21 protein-coding genes are annotated in these 19,288 nt (G+C 65.5%); 8 read left to right on the forward strand and 13 right to left on the reverse strand.

What is annotated here, in order from left to right:
* Positions 1–14: 14 nt before the first annotated feature.
* The 5 genes from MXB90_RS02965 to rpe form a co-directional block, all read right to left on the reverse strand.
* Positions 15–878, reverse strand: coding sequence for an MBL fold metallo-hydrolase (locus MXB90_RS02965; RefSeq protein WP_250041115.1), 864 nt, complete (start codon positions 876–878; stop codon positions 15–17).
* A 100-nt stretch (positions 879–978) separates the two neighbouring features.
* The gene (locus tag MXB90_RS02970) at positions 979–1,533 is read right to left on the reverse strand and encodes a thioredoxin family protein (RefSeq protein ID WP_250040851.1); all 555 of its coding nucleotides are present in this window, start codon (positions 1,531–1,533) and stop codon (positions 979–981) included.
* Positions 1,534–1,543: 10 nt separating this feature from the next.
* Positions 1,544–2,488, reverse strand: coding sequence for an MBL fold metallo-hydrolase (locus MXB90_RS02975; protein WP_250040853.1), 945 nt, complete (start codon positions 2,486–2,488; stop codon positions 1,544–1,546).
* Positions 2,488–3,411 (reverse strand): MBL fold metallo-hydrolase, encoded by a 924-nt coding sequence (locus tag MXB90_RS02980; protein WP_250040855.1) that lies wholly within the window; start codon positions 3,409–3,411, stop codon positions 2,488–2,490. The genes MXB90_RS02975 and MXB90_RS02980 overlap by 1 nt, the downstream gene beginning before the upstream one ends.
* 95 nt (positions 3,412–3,506) lie before the next feature.
* Positions 3,507–4,196 carry a ribulose-phosphate 3-epimerase gene (rpe, locus tag MXB90_RS02985; protein WP_250041125.1) on the reverse strand — a complete coding sequence of 230 codons (690 nt, stop codon included), beginning with the start codon at positions 4,194–4,196 and terminating at the stop codon, positions 3,507–3,509.
* A gap of 239 nt (positions 4,197–4,435) precedes the next feature.
* Between rpe and MXB90_RS02990 the strand changes: the two genes are divergently transcribed.
* Both MXB90_RS02990 and MXB90_RS02995 read left to right on the forward strand, forming a co-directional pair.
* A complete protein-coding gene (locus tag MXB90_RS02990) occupies positions 4,436–5,407 on the forward strand; it encodes a quinone oxidoreductase family protein (RefSeq protein WP_250040857.1) in 972 nt (323 codons plus the stop codon).
* Positions 5,408–5,558: 151 nt separating this feature from the next.
* Complete coding sequence (locus tag MXB90_RS02995) at positions 5,559–6,212, forward strand: phosphoribosyltransferase (RefSeq protein WP_250040860.1); 654 nt, start codon at positions 5,559–5,561, stop codon at positions 6,210–6,212.
* Here MXB90_RS02995 and MXB90_RS03000 read toward each other — a convergent pair.
* The 3 genes from MXB90_RS03000 to MXB90_RS03010 all read right to left on the reverse strand — a co-directional run bounded on the left by MXB90_RS03000 (position 6,209) and on the right by MXB90_RS03010 (position 9,735).
* A complete protein-coding gene (locus MXB90_RS03000) occupies positions 6,209–6,655 on the reverse strand; it encodes an Hsp20/alpha crystallin family protein (RefSeq protein WP_250040862.1) in 447 nt (148 codons plus the stop codon). The two genes, MXB90_RS02995 and MXB90_RS03000, sit on opposite strands and share 4 nt — an antisense overlap.
* 177 nt (positions 6,656–6,832) lie before the next feature.
* A complete protein-coding gene (locus MXB90_RS03005) occupies positions 6,833–8,458 on the reverse strand; it encodes an alpha-D-glucose phosphate-specific phosphoglucomutase (RefSeq protein ID WP_250040865.1) in 1,626 nt (541 codons plus the stop codon).
* A gap of 236 nt (positions 8,459–8,694) precedes the next feature.
* Positions 8,695–9,735, reverse strand: a complete 1,041-nt coding sequence (locus MXB90_RS03010; protein WP_250040868.1) for a sensor histidine kinase — start codon at positions 9,733–9,735, stop codon at positions 8,695–8,697.
* A gap of 159 nt (positions 9,736–9,894) precedes the next feature.
* Here MXB90_RS03010 and MXB90_RS03015 point away from each other — a divergent pair, with 159 nt between their 5' ends.
* On the forward strand, positions 9,895–10,284 hold the full coding sequence (locus MXB90_RS03015) for a hypothetical protein (protein ID WP_250040871.1): 390 nt from the start codon (positions 9,895–9,897) through the stop codon (positions 10,282–10,284).
* 7 nt (positions 10,285–10,291) lie between these two features.
* Here the strand turns inward: MXB90_RS03015 and MXB90_RS03020 are convergent, their stop codons facing one another.
* The 4 genes from MXB90_RS03020 to MXB90_RS03035 are packed head-to-tail and all read right to left on the reverse strand — an operon-like array spanning position 10,292 to position 12,552.
* Positions 10,292–10,459, reverse strand: coding sequence for a hypothetical protein (locus MXB90_RS03020; RefSeq protein WP_250040873.1), 168 nt, complete (start codon positions 10,457–10,459; stop codon positions 10,292–10,294).
* Between the two features lie 53 nt (positions 10,460–10,512).
* The gene (locus MXB90_RS03025; RefSeq protein WP_250040875.1) at positions 10,513–11,034 is read right to left on the reverse strand and encodes a gamma carbonic anhydrase family protein; all 522 of its coding nucleotides are present in this window, start codon (positions 11,032–11,034) and stop codon (positions 10,513–10,515) included.
* On the reverse strand, positions 11,031–11,666 hold the full coding sequence (gmk, locus tag MXB90_RS03030) for a guanylate kinase (protein WP_250040877.1): 636 nt from the start codon (positions 11,664–11,666) through the stop codon (positions 11,031–11,033). Before gmk ends, MXB90_RS03025 begins: the two co-directional genes overlap by 4 nt.
* Before the next feature lie 4 nt (positions 11,667–11,670).
* Entirely contained in the window at positions 11,671–12,552 is an 882-nt protein-coding gene (locus MXB90_RS03035; RefSeq protein ID WP_250041128.1) for a YicC/YloC family endoribonuclease, read from the reverse strand.
* Between the two features lie 291 nt (positions 12,553–12,843).
* Between MXB90_RS03035 and MXB90_RS03040 the strand changes: the two genes are divergently transcribed.
* Positions 12,844–13,521 (forward strand): PAS domain-containing protein, encoded by a 678-nt coding sequence (locus tag MXB90_RS03040; protein ID WP_250040879.1) that lies wholly within the window; start codon positions 12,844–12,846, stop codon positions 13,519–13,521.
* Between the two features lie 79 nt (positions 13,522–13,600).
* On the opposite strand, the gene MXB90_RS03045 is transcribed toward MXB90_RS03040, so the two are convergent.
* Positions 13,601–14,971: a class II 3-deoxy-7-phosphoheptulonate synthase gene (locus MXB90_RS03045; RefSeq protein ID WP_250040881.1), complete on the reverse strand. Its 1,371-nt coding sequence runs from the start codon at positions 14,969–14,971 to the stop codon at positions 13,601–13,603.
* A gap of 169 nt (positions 14,972–15,140) precedes the next feature.
* Between MXB90_RS03045 and MXB90_RS03050 the strand changes: the two genes are divergently transcribed.
* The 4 genes from MXB90_RS03050 to MXB90_RS03065 all read left to right on the forward strand — a co-directional run bounded on the left by MXB90_RS03050 (position 15,141) and on the right by MXB90_RS03065 (position 19,288).
* Positions 15,141–16,211 (forward strand): GlxA family transcriptional regulator, encoded by a 1,071-nt coding sequence (locus MXB90_RS03050; RefSeq protein WP_250040883.1) that lies wholly within the window; start codon positions 15,141–15,143, stop codon positions 16,209–16,211.
* Between the two features lie 130 nt (positions 16,212–16,341).
* Positions 16,342–17,526 (forward strand): ABC transporter substrate-binding protein, encoded by a 1,185-nt coding sequence (locus MXB90_RS03055; RefSeq protein ID WP_250040886.1) that lies wholly within the window; start codon positions 16,342–16,344, stop codon positions 17,524–17,526.
* A 108-nt stretch (positions 17,527–17,634) separates the two neighbouring features.
* On the forward strand, positions 17,635–18,495 hold the full coding sequence (locus tag MXB90_RS03060; protein ID WP_250040888.1) for an ABC transporter ATP-binding protein: 861 nt from the start codon (positions 17,635–17,637) through the stop codon (positions 18,493–18,495).
* Between the two features lie 88 nt (positions 18,496–18,583).
* Positions 18,584–19,288 carry an ABC transporter ATP-binding protein gene (locus MXB90_RS03065; RefSeq protein ID WP_250040890.1) on the forward strand — a complete coding sequence of 235 codons (705 nt, stop codon included), beginning with the start codon at positions 18,584–18,586 and terminating at the stop codon, positions 19,286–19,288.

A 19,288-nucleotide genomic window follows, 5' to 3' on the forward strand; every position in this document is an offset into this window, starting at 1 on the left:
GCCTGGGCAGTCTGTCACAGCCCGTTGACGGGCACCTTGAGGTAGGTCTTGCCGTCATCCTCGGGCGGCGGCATCTGACCTGCGCGCATGTTGACCTGCAGCGAGGGGATGATCAAGCGGGGCATCGCAAGGGTGGCGTCGCGTTCGGTGCGCATGCGGACGAAATCGTCCTTGGTCTTGCCGCCACCGATGTGGATGTTGTGGGCCTTTTCCTCGGCCACGGTGGTTTCCCAGGCGTATTCGTCGCGCCCGGGCGCCTTGTAGTCATGGGCGACGAAGATGCGGGTGTCATCGGGCAAGGCCAGGATCTTCTGGATCGAGTTATACAGCGCCTCGGCCGACCCGCCGGGGAAATCGCACCGCGCGGTGCCGAAATCGGGCATGAACAGCGTGTCGCCGACAAAGGCCGCATCCCCGATGACATAGGTTAGGCAGGCGGGCGTGTGGCCCGGCGTGTGCAGCACATGGCCCTGCAGCGCGCCGATGCGGAAGGTATCGCCTTCCTGGAACAGTTTGTCGAACTGTGACCCGTCGCGCTGAAATTCGGTGCCTTCGTTGAAGATCTTGCCGAAGGTGTCCTGCACAACCTTGATCCGGTCGCCGATGCCGATCTTGCCGCCAAGCCGTTCCTGAATATAGGGCGCGGCGGACAGGTGGTCGGCATGGACATGGGTTTCCAGGATCCAGTCCACTGTCAGACCCTGATCGCGCACCCAGGCGATCACCGCATCGGCCGATTTCGTGTCGGTCCGGCCCGAGGCATAGTCGAAATCCAGCACCGAATCCACGATGGCACAGGCGGTGCTTTCGGGGTCCTTCACCACGAAGGTGACGGTGAAGGTGGCTTCGTCGAAAAAGGCTTTGACCTCGGGTTTCAGCATCCGGTCCTCCTGACGGGCGGCGGGCCGCCACACATTTAAACTTGTGAATATGATAGGGGCTCAGCAGCCCCGCGACAAGGGGGGCGGTCAGCCAGGATCATGCCGCCTTCCACTTGATCGAACAGCCCATCGAGGGGATCTGATCGGCCGGTCCCCGGCCGGTTTCGGCGATCTGGCGCATCGCCTGATAGAGATCGCGGCGGGCATCAAGGGGCCCGGGCTGCCGGCCCGAGGCATCCAGCCGCCCGCGATATTGCAGCGCAAGATCGGCGTTGAAGCCAAAGAAATCCGGCGTGCAGATCGCCCCGTAAGCCTTTGCTACGGCTTGACTTTCATCATGCAGATAGGGAAAGGGCAGGGCGCGGTCACGGGCCAGATCCACCATCCGGTCAAAGCTGTCCTCGGGGTAGGCGGTGGCATCGTTGGAACAGATCGCTGCCACGCCGATGCCCAAGTCGGCCAGATCGCGCGCATCGCGGATGATCCGGTCCAGCACCGATTGCACATAGGGGCAATGGTTGCAGATGAAGATGATCAGCGTGCCGCGCGGACCGGCGATCTGATCCAGCGACCAGTCGCGCCCGTCGGTGCCGGGCAGGGTGAAGCCCGGCGCCTTCCAGCCGAAATCGCATACCGGGGGGCTGACGGCCATGAACGCTCCTTTATTCGAATTCCATCTCGGCAAAGACGACACCGGCGTTCTTGGTCGCCAATTCCTCGAACGTGTCAAGATGGGCATAGGGCGTCTGGTCGACGTAATAGGCGCCTGCCAGATCGCCGCCCTCATCCATATGCTGGGCGATCTTTTCGCGCAGATAGACCAGATAGTCGCGGGTGTAGCGCGTCACCTGGGCCAGGTTGGTGGGGTGGCCGTGACCGGGGATCACATAGGTCGGGGCCAGTGGCGCGAAGGCGTTTTCCCAGGTGTCGATCCAGCAGGAGGTGCAGGTGCCCTCAAAGATTGGCGGCATGCGTTCTTGAAAGGCGATGTCGCCGGCAATCATCATCGACTGTCTGGGCAGCCAGACCTGGGTGTCGCCGGGGCTGTGAGCGGGGCCCAGGTGCAGCACCTCGATGGTGAAATCGCCCATCTCGACCACATGGCGATCGGTGAAGGTTTCGGTCGGGCCCATCGGATCGGTGCCTTCGGCATTTTCACGCGCATAGTTTTTCAGCGACGCCAGATCGGTGCCGTTTTCATGGGCGAATTCGGCCGCTGCGTCGACATGGGCCAGCACCGGCACGCCCTGCGCGATCCAGTAGTTGTTGCCCAGCATCGCATGGCCCTGACCGTTTTCATTGATCACCAGCTTCACCGGCTGGTCGGTCACGGCGCGAATCTCGGCATGCAGCGCCTCGGCCAGCTTGTAGGAGGCGCCGGAATTCACCACCACCACGCCATCGCCCGTCACGATGAAGGACAGGTTGTTGTTATGGCCCGCGTTTTCATAGGTCGGCGGGGCGGTGGCCCCGATCGCGGAAAACACGCCGGGGATCACCTCATAGGGTTTGGAATACAGGACCGATTGCGGGTATTGATCCGGGATGTCTTCGGACGCCATCGCAGGAACGGCCAGCAACAGGCTGGCAAGAATGGAATATTTCATCACGCCCCCTCGGCCACGAAGCGATAGGCATCGCCTGCGCGTTCAACCCGGCCCAAGCCGCCGTCCGGCAGGTGGAACCCCACGATCCGCATCTGTTCGGCCGCCAGCTGGTCCAGCAGCTTGACCCGGGTGGCAATGCCCATATCCGGGTCCTGGTCCGAGCCGGACATCCAGTCGGGCCGCGCAAAGGCCAGGTGGTGGTTGCCGATACAGTCGCCCAGCACCATGCAGGCATCCGACCCGTTGCGGATTTCATAGGCCATGTGTCCGGGGGTGTGGCCAAAGGTGGCGCGCGCGGCAACACCGGGGATGATTTCTTCGCCATCGCCGAAGGTTACGATGCGATCTTCCAGCACCGACAAGCGCCGCTGCGCGCCCACGGCAAAGCTTTGACGTTCCGTGCCGATCGTGTCCACGGTGGCCGGATCCATCCAGTAATCCCATTCCGCCTTGCCGATCATGAAGGTGGCATCGGCAAAGATCGGTTCGTCGAATTCGTCCAGCAGCCCCCAAAGATGATCGGGATGGGCATGGGTGAAGACGACATGGGTGATCTCTTGGGCGGTGACGCCAAGCGCGTCCATAGCCTCGGCCAGCTTGCCGGCGGTGGGCATGAAATCATGGCCCGAACCCACGTCGAACAGCACCGTATTGGTGCCATCGCGCAGCAGCGTGACGTTGCAGGGCGGCTCGACCGCATCCCCCGAAAGGCCGAATTCGGCCATCACCGCGCCCGCGCCTTCGTGATCGGTGACAAAGCTCATCGGCAGGACCAAATTGCCGTCTGACAGCGTGTCGATGCGCGCAGACCCCAGCGACAGCGTGGTCGCCGCCCAGCTGCGCCGCGGCATCAGCGGCGCGAACAGCCCCGCTGCCAGCCCGGCGGTGCCCGCGCGCAAGATGGTGCGTCTGGAAATTGTCATGGCCTGTCCTCCCGTCAGGTATTCACGGATGCGAATATGACGGACAGATTGTCGCAGGGCAAGGCCTGTTCGGTCGGCGCCTCAGCCGTGGCCGGTCAGCGCGCGGCCTCGGCCGCGGCGCGGATCGCGCGGATGTTGGCGCCGTAGGGGGCCGGATCGCTGACCGAGCCGCCCTTGAACACCGCCGATCCCGCGACCAGAACATCGGCGCCCGCCGCCGCCACCAGTGGCGCGGTTTCGGGCGTGACGCCGCCGTCGATTTCAATATGGATCGGGCGCTCGCCGATCAGCGCGCGCAGGCGGCGCACCTTGTCGACCTGGCTTTCGATGAATTTCTGCCCGCCGAAGCCGGGGTTGACCGTCATCACACAGACCAGATCCAGCATGTCGAGCAGGTTTTCTACCCCATCCAGCCCGGTGCCGGGGTTGATCGCCAGCCCCGCCTTGGCACCGGCGCCGCGGATCGCCTGCAGCGTGCGGTGGATATGGGGGCCGGCCTCGATATGCGCGGTGATCACATCGGCACCCGCCTTGGCGAAAGCCTCGATATAGGGGTCGACGGGGGCGATCATCAGATGCACGTCCATCACGCCCTTGATATGCGGCCGGATCGCGGCGCAGGTGGCGGGACCGAAGGTGATGTTCGGCACGAAATGACCATCCATCACATCGACATGGACCCAATCGGCGCCCTGCGCCTCGATCGCCTGGCATTCGGCGCCGAAATTGGCGAAATCGGCCGACAGGATCGACGGGGCGATCTTGATGCGGCGATCAAAGGTCATCGGGGCGCGGGTCATGGCGGGCTCCTGTAGCGGGGGGGCGGGATGGGGTTGCGCCCCCTTAGCGCAGAACGGACCGTGCCGTCCAGCGCGGCAATGCTTGACCGGCGCGGGTTGGCTTGTCATCCTTGGCCCGAAGGCGGCCGGTCTGTTCCGCGCGGGGCAGGGGGCAACGCCATGAAGTCGTCGTCTTTTCAAGGTGTTGCAAAACCTTCCTGACCCCCTGCACAAGGTTGCCCCAGATGCCCTATGCCATTGCCATCGAGACACCCGGCCCCGCGACTGGCTTTCGCCGCGTCGCGATCGACATGCCCGCGCCCGGCCCGGGCGAAATCCTGATCCGCCAGACGGCGGTGGGGCTGAACTTCATCGACGTCTATTTCCGCACCGGGGCCTATCCCTGGCCGGTGGCGCGCGATCTGATCACCGGGTCCGAGGGGGCCGGCGTGATCGAGGCGGTGGGCGACGGCGTCAGCCTGCGCCCAGGAATGCGCGTGGCCTATACGACCCCGAATGGCGCCTATGCCAGCCACCGGGTGCTGGCTGCCGCCCAGGCGGTCGTCTTGCCCGACACGATCAGTGATGAAACGGCCGCGGCGGTAATGCTGAAGGGCCTGACGGCACATTACCTTTTGCATCATTCCTATCCCGTAAAGCCCGGTGATTGCGTGCTTTTTCATGCAGCGGCCGGCGGTGTCGGGCTGATTGCGGGCCAATGGCTGCGGGCGCTTGGGGCGCGTGCGATCGGAACTGCGGGCGGGCCCGCGAAATGCGCGCTGGCCGCGGCGCATGGCTATGATGCGGTGATCGACTATCGCAGCGCCGATTTCGTGGCCGAGGTGCAGCGGCTGACCGATGGCGCGGGTGTCGCGGCGGTCTATGACTCGGTCGGTGCGGATACGGTGATGCGTTCGCTGGATGTGCTGGAACGGTTCGGGACGCTGGTCTGCTTTGGCCAATCGTCAGGCCCGGCGCAGGATTTCCGCATCGGTGATCTGGCACGCGGATCGCTGCGGCTGACGCGGCCGACCTTGTTCCATCACACGGTGCGCCCGGGCTGGCTTCAGCAGGCGGCCGACGATCTGTTTGGCATGATCGCATCCGGCAAGATCCGGGTTGAGATTGGGCAGCGCTTCGCGCTGGATGATGTCGCAAAGGCCCATGAGGCGCTGGAGGGACGGCAGACCACCGGAAGCACGGTTCTGGTGCCGTAATGGCGCCGTTGGATCGAGTTTGCTTACATAACGCAGATTACAAGATTAGTGGATAGCCGCAACCGACGGACCCATGCGGTCCCTCATTTGCTGGATGACATCCAGACCCAGACCGCAAGACGTGCCTTGCCGTAACCCCCAGAGACCGCCCATGGATGAACGCTTTTCCGATCGCGCCGCCGCTGGTCAGGCCCTGGCACGCCGTCTGGCGCATTTGCGCGGCACCGGCGCGCTGGTTCTGGCGCTGCCGCGCGGTGGCGTTCCGGTCGCGGCCGAGGTCGCCCGCGCGCTGGATCTGCCGCTGGACATCATCCTGGTGCGCAAGGTCGGCCTGCCGGGTCAGCGCGAACTGGCCCTGGCCGCGATTGCCGGGCCCGATGGCCAGACGCTGGTGGTGAATCGCGATGTCGCGCGCCTGTCCGATATCAGCCCCGCGCGGATTGAGGAGCTGGCCGCGCCCGAACGGGCCGAGCTGCGCCGCCGCCATGATCTGTGGATCGGGTCGCGTGCTGTGCCGGACCCCAAAGGCCGCCATGTGATCCTGGTCGATGACGGCATCGCCACCGGGGCCACCACCCGGGCTGCGATCCAGGCGGTCCGGGCGCAAGGGGCCGCGCGGATCACGCTGGCGGTGCCGGTTGCGCCGGCCGACACAGTGGCCGATCTGGCCTCGCAGGTCGATGAATTGATCTGCCTTGTGACGCCCGCGCCCTTCTGGGCGGTGGGCGCGCATTACGATCATTTCGATCAGGTCAGCGATGATGAGGTGCGCCGCACGCTGGATGACCTGCGCGCCCGTCCCTAGCTGCCGGCAATGTCCACCTTGCGCTCTTTCTGGCGCGATGCGGTTGTTTTCGGCAGGGTCACCGTCAGCACGCCCTTGTCGAAACGGGCGCTGACCTTGTCGGCATCGACGCCGGCAGGCAGACGGAACGACCGCTGGAAGGCGCCATAGCTGCGTTCGCGCAGATGGATGTTTTCATCGTCCTTGACGGTTTCCGCGCTTTTTTCGCCGCGGATCGTCATCATCCCGTCGGATAGCTTCACCTCGATATCCTCGCGCGACATGCCGGGCAATTCGGCCTGAAGCTCATAGGCTCCGTCGCGTTCGACCAGATCGACCGCAGGCATCGGCACAGTGGCCCCGGCAAACAGCCCGCGCGGCGCATCGACCGCGCCGGACCGATGCGGAAAGCGGAAATCGGGCCAGTCGAAATCCTGCATCATGCGGTCGAACTGCTGGCGCATGGCTGCGAACGGGTCCCAATGCGTGGCCTGCGCGGGGGCGTCTTTTGTGACCTCGACTTAGGATTTCTGTGGCATGATCCGTCTCCGTGACGGTCAACGCCCGCCAGCGACCCGGCGCGCCAGGGTCTTGCTAGCGGAAACTGCCCCGGTTTGCGTTGATCGCCGTCAACGCAAGGGTCAGGTGATCACATCCGGCCCCGCCCGTCCGCTGCGCGCGCAGATGCCGACCAGCGTTTCCACCGCGCGGATGATCGGGGCCAGCGCCGCCTGCGGATCGTCGTGCAACCCTTCGGGCCCGGGCACATAGCGTTCCAGATAGACCCGCAGCGTTGCGCCCTCGGTCCCGGTGCCCGACAGGCGCAGCACGATACGGATGTCCCCGTCCAGGAAAATCCGCACCCCCTGCCCCGGCGAAACTGATCCATCCACCGGATCTGTATAACAAAAATCATCCGCCGCCGTCACCCGCAGCCCCTCGATGCGCTGGCCCGGCAGATCCGCCAGCCGGTCACGCAGATCGACCATCATCGCCTGCGCCAGATCCAGCGGCAGCGCCTCATAATCGTGGCGCGAATAATAATTCCGCCCGAACCGCGCCCAGTGATCGGCCAGAATCTCGGCCACGCCCTGGCCGCGCGCGGCGATGATGTTCAGCCACATCAGCACCGCCCAAAGCCCGTCCTTTTCGCGCACATGATCGGCCCCGGTGCCAAAGGATTCCTCGCCGCACAGCGACACCCGGCCCGCATCCATCAGATTGCCAAAGAATTTCCAGCCGGTGGGCGTCTCATGGCATTCGATCCCCAGCGCGGCGGCCACCCGGTCCACCGCCGCCGATGTCGGCATTGATCGCGCCACCCCCTTCAGCCCGCCCACATGGGCCGGCACCAGATGCGCATTGGCCGCCAGCACCGCCAGCGAATCCGACGGGCTGACATAACAGCCCGGCCCCAGGATCATGTTGCGATCCCCGTCCCCGTCCGAGGCCGCGCCGAAATCGGGCGCCTGCGGCCCCATCATCTCATCCATCAGCTCATGTGCCCAGGTCGGGTTCGGGTCGGGATGCATCCCGCCGAAATCCGGCAGGGGATTTTCATGCACCACCGAGCCCTTCGCAGCCCCCAGCCGGTTTTCGAAAATCTCCACCGCATAGGGCCCGGTGATCGCGCACATGCTGTCCATACGAATCGTGAAACCTTCATGAAAAAGCCCGCGCAACGCCTTGAAGTCAAAAAGGCTTTCCATCAGATCGGCATAGGCCAGAACGGGGTCCGTCACCTCGACCGTCATCGCCCCCAGATGGCTTTCGCCCGGCACCGACAGGTTCACATCGGGCGCATCCAGCAGGCGGTATTCGCGGATCACCTGGCTGGCGGCAAAGATCGCCGTCGTCACCGCCTCGGGGGCGGGGCCGCCATTGGCGATGTTGTATTTCACCCCGAAATCGCCCTCGATCCCGCCGGGATTATGGCTGGCCGACAGGATGATCCCGCCATTCGCCCCACGCTTGCGGATCAGATGCGAGGCCGCCGGCGTCGACAGCCACGCGCCCTGCCCCACGATCACCCGCGCCGCGCCATTGGCCGCCGCCATCTTCACGATCACCTGCGCCGCCCGGTCGCCAAATTCCCGGCCATCACCGCCCAGAACAAAGGTCTTCCCCGCAGCCCCCCCGATCGCATCGAAGATGGATTGCACGAAATTCTCCAGATACCCCGGCTGCATGAACACGGCCGTCTTCTTGCGCAACCCCGAGGTGCCCGGCTGCTGTCCCGCGATGGGCGTTGTGGCGTGAACCGTCATCATCTCTCCTGTCGGGCGCCTGGCCCGGTTCTGCTATGCCCCCGGCCTCCGACTCGCCGGTCTGATCACCGCCCGTTGTGCCGCCCCGCACGGGGCAAAGTCCATCCCCAGGCCCCCGGCCTGGCTTCTTCCTGGCCGAAATACTCTCGGGGGGTGAATTGGCGCAAAGCGCCAAGAGGGGGGCGGACAGCCCCCCTTCCCGGCCCCTTTGCCCGGCCCCATTTCCCGCGCCCCGCTCAGGACAGCGGCAGGATCACGCTGAACCGGCTGCCCTTGCCCTTTTCGCTCTCGATCTTCAGCCGGCCGCGGTGGCGCGACACGATATGCTTGACGATGGCCAGCCCCAGCCCGGTGCCACCCTGCGCGCGCGATCGATGCGTGTCCACCCGATAGAACCGTTCGGTCAAGCGCGGCAGGTGCAGCGCCTCGATGCCTTCGCCACGGTCGCTTACCACGATCTTCAGCGCCGGACCGCGCAGGACCGGCTCATGCGGCAGCGCCTCTGCCTCAATGCACACCTCGCCGCCCGTGCCGCCATATTTCACCGCATTTTCAACCAGATTGACGAACAACTGGGTCAGCTGGTCGGCATCGCCCGGCAGCGTCGGCGCCCCGTCCAGCCCTTCGGCGATCAGCGCCACACCCTCGGCCTCGGCGCGCGGGCGCAGGGTCTGGATCACATTGCGCAGCACGCCCGCAATATCCACCGACGCGGTCGGGCGGCGGCGTTCCTCGGCCTCGACCCGGCTTAACGACAGAAGATCCCCCACCAGGCGATTCATCCGCCCGGCTTCCCGTTCCATGATCGCCAGAAAGCGGTCGCGCGCCACCGGATCATCCTTGGCCGCGCCCCGCAATGTTTCCACAAAGCCCATCAGCGCGGTCAGCGGCGTGCGCAATTCATGGCTGACATTGGCCACGAAATCGCGCCGCATCGCCTCGGCCTCCTCCAGCGCGGTGATGTCGTCGAAGGCCAGGATCGCGCCGCCGGGCAGCACGGTCGCGGGCGCAGGCGCCACGCTGACCAGCAGGATGGTTTCGGGCGCGGGCCCGGTCACGACCCGGACCCGGTCGCGCCGACCCTCGCGCAAGGCGGCCTCCAGCGCGCGCCCCAGCGCGGGTTGGCGCAGCACCGTGACCAGCGCGCGCCCCGCCAGCCCCGCGCCAAAGGCCGCCTGGGCCGCGGCATTGGCCTGCGCGATCCGTTCCTCGGCATCGACCAGAAGCACCGCCATCGGCACCTCATGCAGCACCGCCGTCACCGCTTCCTGCACCATAATTCCCCCTGTCCCGGCCACCCGGCCGTTTCCATCGTCCCCGTCAGATTCGCCCTTGAGCCGGCTGGGCGCTATCGTTAAACTAAAACGTGTAAATGGTGTAACGTATTCAGTTTCCGAGAGAAGTCCCGTATCAGTCCAGTTTGTTCAAGGTGGTGCATGACCCGGCGTCCCGATTCACATGCCGTTACGTCAGCCCATCGGGATGAAACCCCCTCGCGCGACCGTCGCCGTATCCTGGTGGTCGAAACCAGCCAGGTCCCACCTCTTGCCCTGCAGGGCGTGTCGGGCGCGGTGGTGACGATCATCAAATTCCCCGATCTTGACGGCGCCCTTCTGGCGCGGCTTCAACCCGATATTGTGGTCGCCCCGCTGATCGGGGATCGTTTCGACATCCTGGATCTGGCGGGGGAACTGGACCGACTGGGCTATCGTGGCGCGCTGCGCGCGGTGACGCGGCCCTTGCCCAAGGCTGAGCTTGTGCGCCACGAAATCGCCGCGCAATGTCCGCGGATCGATTTTGCGCTGATCGAACTGCCGCTGGTCTGACCCCCGATCAGGGCAGAAACAACCGCCGGAACACCCAGCCCGACAGCAGCGTCAGCCCCGCGCCGGGAAAGACCCAGCCGGTGGCAAAGGCATAGGCCGCGCCCGCCAGCGGCACCGCAACCACCAAAAGCCGCATCGGCAGCGGGCGCAACAGGGGATGTTGTGGGTCGATCATGCTCTGGCCTTTCCTGATCTGCCCTGTGGAACGGCAGGGCCCGCGCGGCGATCTTATCCGATGACGCGCAGCCCCGCACGATAGCGCGCCGCATTGTCGCGGTAATGCTGCGCCGAGGCCAGAAGCCGGGCCACCGCCGCCTCGTCCAGTTGTCGCACCACCTTGCCGGGCGCGCCCATCACCAGGCTGAAATCGGGGATTTCCTTGCCCTCGGTGATCAGCGCGCCCGCGCCGATCAGGCAACCCCGACCGATCTTCGCACCGTTCAGCACCGTCGCCCCCATCCCGATCAGCGACCCTTCACCGATGATGCAGCCATGCAGCATCGCCTTGTGGCCAATCGTGCAATGCGCGCCGATCACCAGCGGATAGCCCATGTCGGTGTGGCAGACGACGTTTTCCTGGACGTTCGCGCCGCGGCCGACGCGGATTTCCTCATTGTCGCCGCGCAACGTCGCACCGAACCAGACCGAGGCCTCATCCTCCAGCACCACCTTGCCGATCAGGTTGGCATCGGGGGCGACCCATGCGCCCTGCCCCAGCACCGGGGCCACACCGTCCAGTTCATAGATCATCGCGCTTCAAACTCCTTGTTCAGACCGCGCACGAAATCGTTCAGCCCCGGCTGACGGTCGCGGCGCATCCGCTCAGCCATCAGGATGGTTTTCAGCTGCGCCTCGGCTTCGTCCAGATCACGGTTCACCAGAACGTAATCATATTCCGCCCAATGGCTGATTTCCGCCTGCGACTTGGCCATCCGGCCCGCGATCACCTCGGCGCTGTCCTGGGCGCGGGTTTGCAGGCGGCTTTCCAGTTCCGCGATTGAGGGCGGCAGGATGAAGATTGACACCACATCCTTGCCAAGCGACGAATTGCGGATCTGCTGGCCGCCCTGCCAGTCGATGTCAAACAGCGTATCGCGCCCCTCGGCCATTGCGGCCTCGACCGGGGCCTTGGGCGTGCCGTAGAAATTGCCGAAAACCTCGGCATGTTCCAGCATTTCGCCCGCGGCCACCATCGCCTCAAAATCGGTGCGGCTGCGGAAGAAATATTCGCGCCCGTCCTGTTCGCCGTCGCGCGGGGCGCGCGTCGTGGCCGAGACCGAGAATTTCAGCGACGGGTCCCAAGCCATCAGGCGCTTTGCCAGCGTCGATTTGCCTGCGCCCGAGGGCGAGGACAGGATGATCAGAAGGCCCCGGCGTTTCATCGGCTTACTCCACGTTCTGGATCTGCTCGCGCATCTGGTCGATCACATGTTTAAGGTCAAGCCCGATCGCGGTCAGCCGCGCCGAGCCGGACTTGGAACACAGCGTATTTGCCTCGCGCACGAATTCCTGGGTCAGGAAATCGAACTTGCGGCCCACGGGGGCGGCATCGCGCAACAGCGCGCGCGCCGCGGTGACATGGGCGCGCAGCCGGTCCAGTTCCTCGGCCACGTCGGCCTTGACCGCCAGCAGCGCCAGTTCCTGCGCCACCCGCGCCGGATCGGCGCCGGGCGCGCTGTCCAGAACGCGGGACAGGTTGGCCTGCAGCTGGGCGGCCACCTCGGGGCGGCGGGCCTCGGCGGCATCAGCGGCCGCTTCGGTCAGCGCCGCGATCCGGTCGATCTGGCCCGCGATCACCGCGCCGATTTCGCGCCCCTCGGCGGCGCGCATCGCGGCGAAATCGGCCAGAAGCAGGTCAAGATCGGCCAGAAGTGCCGCCAGCAACGGGGCGGTATCGCCCAGATCCGCGCCACCCTGTTCGGTCACGCCCCGCAGCGCCAGGATATCCGCGGCACTGGCGGGATGGATCACCAGCCCCTGCCGGCGCGCCTCGGCCTCGACCTGCGTCAAGGCCGCCAGCGCGCCCGCCAGCCCCGCCGGGTTGATCCGCAGCGCCTCGGCCCCCTCGGCCCGGGTCAGCTTCAGCCCCAGCGTGACATTACCCCGCGCCGCAACCCGCGCCACCGCCGCGCGCACCGCAGGTTCCAGCCCGTCAATCCCGTCGGGCAGACGCAGCCGCAGGTCCAACCCCTTGCCATTGACCGACCGGATTTCCCAGGCCCAGTCATGCCCCGCCCCCGACCCGCTGCGCGCGGCAAAGCCGGTCATCGACACGGTGGCCAGCAGGGCGTCGGTTCGGGACAGCTCGGTTCGGGGGGCTTCGGGATGCTTAACCATTTAAGACTTTAGTTCTCCCTGCGGCGGAAAAATGGCGTATTAATACTTCAGTAAGCATTTCCCCCCCGCGGTCAACCGCCAGCGCGGTCATCGCCCGGGGGATCGCGGGTCCGATGGCCCGCGGCCATTATCTTGTAGGGGCCGCGCGCGCGGGTCGTGCGGGGCAAAAGGAACAGGTAGAACATGTTTGGGCGGGATGATCCCTCGGGGAAGGTGGTCGCCATGACGCAGCAAGGGTCTGGCACGGCACGGCGCACGGTCGCGGAACTGCGCGCCTATTGGGAGGCGCTGCGCCGCGGGCGGCTGGTGCCCGCGCGGACGGATGTGAACCCGCGCGGGATCGAACGGTCGCTGGAATATGCCTTCATTCTGGAACGCGTGGCGCCGGGGATGGCGCGGTTCCGGCTGTCGGGGATGCATCTGACCGACCTGATGGGGATGGAGGTGCGCGGCATGCCGCTGGGCGCGCTGTTCGTGCCTGCGGGGCGCCAAAGGCTGGCCGATGCGCTGGAAACCGTGTTCCAGGGCCCGGCGGTGGCCGAACTGGCGCTGGCCGCGGAAACCGGGATCGGCAAGCCACCGCTGGCGGCGCGGATGCTGCTGTTGCCACTGAAATCCGATCTGGGTGATGTCACCCGCGCGCTGGGCTGCCTTGTGGCCGAGGGCGAGATCGGCCGCCGCCCGCGCCGCTTTGAGGTGACCGGGGCCGAGGTGACGCAACTGTTAAGCGACATCCCGCAATTTGCCCCGGCGGATCGCGCGCCCCGCGCGCCGGTCGCGGGCTTTGCAGACCCGCCCGCCACCTTCACCCCGCCCGCGCCTGCAGCGCCGATGCCAGACCCCGCCCTGACCCCTGAAGAACGGCGCGCGCTGCTGCGCGTGGTTCGCGCAGAGGATTAGGAACCCGCGACAAGGCCATATAAAACCACAAAAACCGCGCCACTGGCGCGGTTTTCTTTGGCAAGATATTGGCCCCGGATCAGAGCGCGGCGGCCTTTTGCGTCTGCCGACGGTCCTGCAATTCCTCGGCCACCAGGAAGGCCAGTTCCAGCGATTGCGAGGCGTTCAGCCGCGGGTCGCAGGCGGTGTGATAGCGATCCGAAAGATCCTCATCCGACACGGCGCGCACGCCGCCGGTGCATTCGGTCACATCCTTGCCGGTCATCTCGAAATGCACACCGCCGGGGATCGTGCCTTCCGCCTTGTGGATGGCAAAGAATTCCCGCACCTCGCGCAGGACCGAATCGAAGGGCCGCGTCTTGTAGCCCGAGGCCGCCTTGATCGTGTTGCCATGCATCGGATCGCAGGTCCAGACGACATTGGCGCCCTCTTCCTGAACGGTGCGGATCAGCCGCGGCAGGTTGTCGCCCACCTTGCCCGCGCCGAAGCGCGCGATCAGCGTCAGCCGGCCGGGCTCGTTTTCCGGGTTCAGCTTGGCCATCAGCACCTTCAGATCCTCGGTTGTGGTCGAGGGCCCGCATTTCAGCCCGATCGGGTTTTGCACGCCGCGGCAGAATTCCACATGCGCGCCATCGGGTTGGCGGGTGCGGTCGCCGATCCAGATCATGTGCCCCGACCCCGCCACCGGCAGGCCGCTGGTCGAATCAATCCGGCACAAGGCCTCTTCATATTCCAGCAACAACGCCTCATGGCTGGTGTAGAAATCCACCGTCGCCAACGAATGCGCCGTGGTCGAGGTGACGCCCGCCGCGGTCATGAAATCCATCGCATCGGCGATGCGATTGGCGATTTCGCGGTAGCGCTCGGCCTCATCTTCCTCGGTGAAGCCCGCGATCCAGCTTTGCACGCGGTGGATGTCGGCATAGCCGCCGGTGGAAAAGGCGCGCAGCAGGTTCAGGCTGGCCGCGGCCTGGGTATAGGCCTGCAACATCCGCGACGGATCGGGCTGGCGCGCGGCCATCGTGGGTTCGAACCCGTTGATGATGTCGCCGCGGTAGCTGGGGTATTCGACGCCGTCGATCATCTCGGTCGGCGCTGATCGGGGCTTGGCGAACTGGCCGGCCATGCGGCCCACCTTGATCACCGGCAGCTTGGCGCCCCAGGTCAGCACCACCGCCATCTGCAAGATCACCTTGAAGGTGTCGCGGATGTTGTCGGCCGAGAATTCGGAAAAGCTTTCGGCACAATCGCCGCCCTGCAGCAGGAAGGCGCGGCCTTCGGCGACCTTCGCCAGATCGGCCTTCAGCCGGCGCGCCTCGCCCGCAAAGACCAGCGGCGGCATCTTGGACAACGTCGTCTCAACCGCGCGCAGCGCCGCCGGGTCGGGATAATCAGGCATCTGCACCCGCGGTTTCGCGCGCCAGTCCGATTTCGTCCATCCCTTGCCCATCTTCGCCTCCGGGTCACGTGTCACTTGCCGCGCTTATACCGCCCGGGCCCCCGAGAACAAACCCCCAATCGCGCGAACGACTTGCACATCGTTGCGCCGCGCCAAGGCATCTTGCGGGGGCGCGGCGCGCGTGATTTGCTGGCAAGATACGACATGCAAAGGGTCGCTTATGCACAAGCCGTCCGCCCCTGCCCCTGCCGCCCCTGCCGCGAAACCGCGCCGCTACATTTTTCTGCTTTTGGATAATTTCACCCTGATCTCTTTCGCCGGCGCGATCGAGCCGCTGCGGCTTGCCAACCGGGTGTCGGGGCGCACCCTGTACGACTGGCGGCTGGCGGGTGAAAACGGGCGCGAGGCGCGCTGTTCCAACGGCACCGTGCTGCGGCTGGACATGGGCCTGGACGAGGTCGGGCGCGATGACACGGTGCTGGTCTGCGGCGGCGTTGACGTGGCCGAGGCCACGACCCGCCCGATCCTGAACTGGCTGCGGCGCGAGGCGCGGCGCGGCGCGGGGCTGGGGGGGCTGTGCACCGGGGCCTGGGCCTTGGCGCGCGCGGGCCTGCTGGAGGGCAAGCGCGCCACCATCCACTGGGAAAATCAGGACAGTTTTCAAGAGGAATTCCAGGATCTGACCCTGACCAAATCGGTGTTTGTCATTGATGGCAACCGGATGAGCAGTTCCGGCGGCATGTCCTCGATCGACCTGATGCTGAAGCTGATCGCGCGCGATCATGGCGAGGGGCTGGCCAATACGGTGGCCGATCAGCTGATCTACACCTCGATCCGCACCGATCAGGACAGCCAGCGTCTGTCGATCCCCACCCGCATCGGCGTGCGCCACCCCAAGCTTGCCCAGGTGATCGGCCGGATGGAGGCCAATATCGAGGATCCGATCAGCCCCGCCCGCCTGGCCGATGCGGTGGGCATGTCCACCCGTCAGCTGGAACGGCTGTTTCGCCGCTATCTGAACCGCAGCCCCAAACGCTATTACATGGAATTGCGCCTGCAAAAGGCGCGCAACCTGCTGATGCAAACGGAAATGAGCGTGATCAACGTGGCGCTGGCCTGCGGCTTTGCCAGCCCGTCGCATTTTTCCAAATGCTACCGCGCGCATTATGCCACCACCCCCTATCGCGAACGCGGCACGTCGGGCGCGGGCGGTGCGGTGGCGGATGATCCGGGGCGCGCGTATCCGGGCGAAGACGCGGCGATGGACGCCGACGGGCACCCCCTTCCCTAGGGTCACGCGCAAAAAGCCCGCGACCTGCGGCGCCTGGACCGCGCAAACCGGCGCCATGGGGGATTTTCTTTTCAACAAGGCCACACTAACTTGCGTGGTCAGGATAATGATCCAATATGGGAGTGAACGAATGAAAAAGCTTCTTCTGGCCACCGCCGCCACCGCGCTGGTCGCAGGCGCCGCGCAAGCCGAGGATGTCAAGCTGGGCGTTCTGCTGGGCTTCACCGGACCGCTGGAATCGATGTCGCCCTCGATGGCCGCGGGCGCCGAAATGGCGATGAAGGAAGTCACGGATTCGGGCAAGTTCATGGGCGGCTCTGCCGTCGTTCCGGTGCGCGGTGACACCACCTGCATCGACGCCGCCGCCGCCACCGCCACCGCCGAACGCCTGATCACCGCCGATGGCGTGAAGGGCATCGTGGGGGGCATGTGCTCGGGCGAAACCACCGCTTCGCTGCAAAACGTCGCCATGCCCAACGGCATCGTGATGATCTCGCCCTCGGCCACCTCGCCGGCGCTGTCGACGATCGAAGACAACGGCCTGTTCTTCCGCACCTCGCCCTCGGACGCGCGTCAGGGCGTCGTGATGACCGAAATCATCATGGAACACGGCATCAAGGAAGTCGCCGTCACCTATACCAACAACGACTATGGCAAGGGTCTGGCCGACAGCTTCCAGGCGGCGTTCGAAGCCGCGGGCGGCAAGGTCACGATCAACGCCGCCCATGACGACGGCAAGGCCGATTACGCCGCCGAAGTCGGCGCGCTGGCCTCGGCCGGGGGCCAGGCGCTGGTGATCGCGGGCTATGTCGACCAGGGCGGTTCGGGCATCCTGCGCGGCGCGCTTGATTCGGGCGCGTTCGAAACCTTCGTCTTCCCCGACGGCATGGTCGGCGGCGCGCTGGAAACCAACTTTGGCGCCGAGCTGACCGGCTCGTTCGGTCAGATCCCGTCGTCGGAAGGCGAAGGCAAGGACAAGTTCCTGGAACTGGCCACCGCCGCGGGCTTTGACGGCACCGGCGTCTATTCCGCCGAGGCCTATGACGCCGCCGCCCTGATCATGCTGGCGATGGCTTCGGCCGGGTCCACCGATGCCGCGGCCTACAAGGAAAAGATCATGGATGTGGCCAACGCCCCGGGCGAGCCGATCCTGCCGGGTGAACTGGGCAAGGCGCTGGAGCTGATCGCCGCGGGCACCGACGTGGATTATGTCGGCGCCACCTCGGTTGAGCTGATCGGCTCGGGCGAAAGCGCCGGCACCTTCCGCGAGATCGAGTTCAAGGACGGCAAGATCGAAACCGTCCGCTACCGTTAAGGCGCGGACCGAAGACTTGGGCAGCCCGGATCAATCCGGGCTGTTCCCATTAAATAACAGGCCAGTAAAGGCCGTTCTTCATGAAAATCATGAAGTCAGGGGATGAAGATGATCCGGGTTGAGAACCTGCACAAGCATTTCGGCGGCTTTCGCGCCGTGGACGGGGCGTCGCTGGAAATTGCGACCGGCTCGATCACGGGGCTGATCGGCCCCAACGGCGCGGGCAAGTCCACGCTGTTCAACGTGATCGCCGGGGTGCACAAGCCGACCTCGGGGCGTGTGATCATGGATGGCGAGGACATCACCGGCCTTGCCCCGCATGAGCTGTTTCACAAGGGCCTGCTGCGCACCTTCCAGATCGCGCATGAATTTCCCACGATGAGCGTGCGGGAAAACCTGATGATGGTGCCCGGCGCGCAATCGGGAGAAACGCTGTGGAACGCGCTGTTCGCCCGCGGCCGGATCGCGCAGGAAGAAGCCGCGCTTCTGAAAAAAGCCGACGAGGTGCTTGATTTTCTGACGATTTCGCATCTGAAGGATGAAAAGGCGGGCAATCTGTCGGGCGGGCAGAAGAAGTTGCTGGAACTGGGCCGGACGATGATGGTCGAGGCCAAGATTGTCTTTCTGGATGAGGTCGGCGCGGGCGTGAACCGCACCCTGCTGAACACGATCGGCGATGCGATCGTGCGGCTGAACAAGGAACGCGGCTATACCTTCTGCGTGATCGAACATGACATGGATTTCATCGGCCGGCTTTGCGACCCGGTGATCGTCATGGCCGAGGGCAAGGTGCTGGCCGAAGGCTCGGCCGAAAGCATCATGCAGAACGAGGCGGTGATCGAGGCCTATCTGGGCACGGGGCTGAAGAACAAGGTCAAGGCCGAGATCGGGCTGGAAACCGCGCGCCACGAAAGCCACGGCGCGCAGCCCGGCCTTGGCGACGAGGCGGGCCGGGGGATCGGCGCATGACCGGCCGCGCGCATTTGGGCGCAGGTTGCGTCATGAGTATTTTTTCCAAGAAGAAGCAGCAGGTTGCGGCGCTTCGTGGGGGTGTTGCATGAGCTTTCTTCTGGCAGAAGGGATGACCGGCGGCTATGGCGCGGCCGATATCCTGCATGGTTGTACGCTGAAGGTTGAAAAGGGCCAGATCGCGGTGATCGTGGGGCCCAATGGCGCCGGCAAGTCGACCGCAATGAAGGCGGTGTTCGGCATGCTGAAGCTGCGTGCCGGCCATGTGATCCTGGATGGCGAGGATATCACCGCGCTGACGCCGCAGGCGCGGGTGGCCAAGGGCATGGGCTTTGTCCCGCAGGTCAACAACGTCTTCCCCACCATGTCGGTCGAGGAAAACCTGGAAATGGGCGCCTTTTTGCGGCGCGACGATTTCCGCGACACGATGGAGCAGGTCTACGACCTGTTCCCGATCCTGAAGCAAAAGCGCCGTCAGAACGCGGGCGAGCTGTCGGGCGGGCAGCGCCAGCAGGTCGCGGTGGGCCGCGCGCTGATGACCCGGCCCAAGCTGTTGATGCTGGATGAGCCGACGGCGGGTGTCTCGCCGATCGTGATGGATGAACTGTTCGACCGCATCATCGAGGTGGCGCGCACCGGGATTTCCATTCTGATGGTGGAACAGAACGCCCGGCAGGCGCTGGAAATCGCCGATATGGGCTATGTCCTGGTGCAGGGCGCGAACCGCTATACCGACACCGGGGCCGCGCTGATGGCCGACCCCGAGGTCCGCCGCACCTTCCTGGGGGGCTGA

Source organism: Phaeovulum molybdatiresistens (assembly GCF_023544865.1).
Lineage (GTDB): Bacteria > Pseudomonadota > Alphaproteobacteria > Rhodobacterales > Rhodobacteraceae > Pontitalea.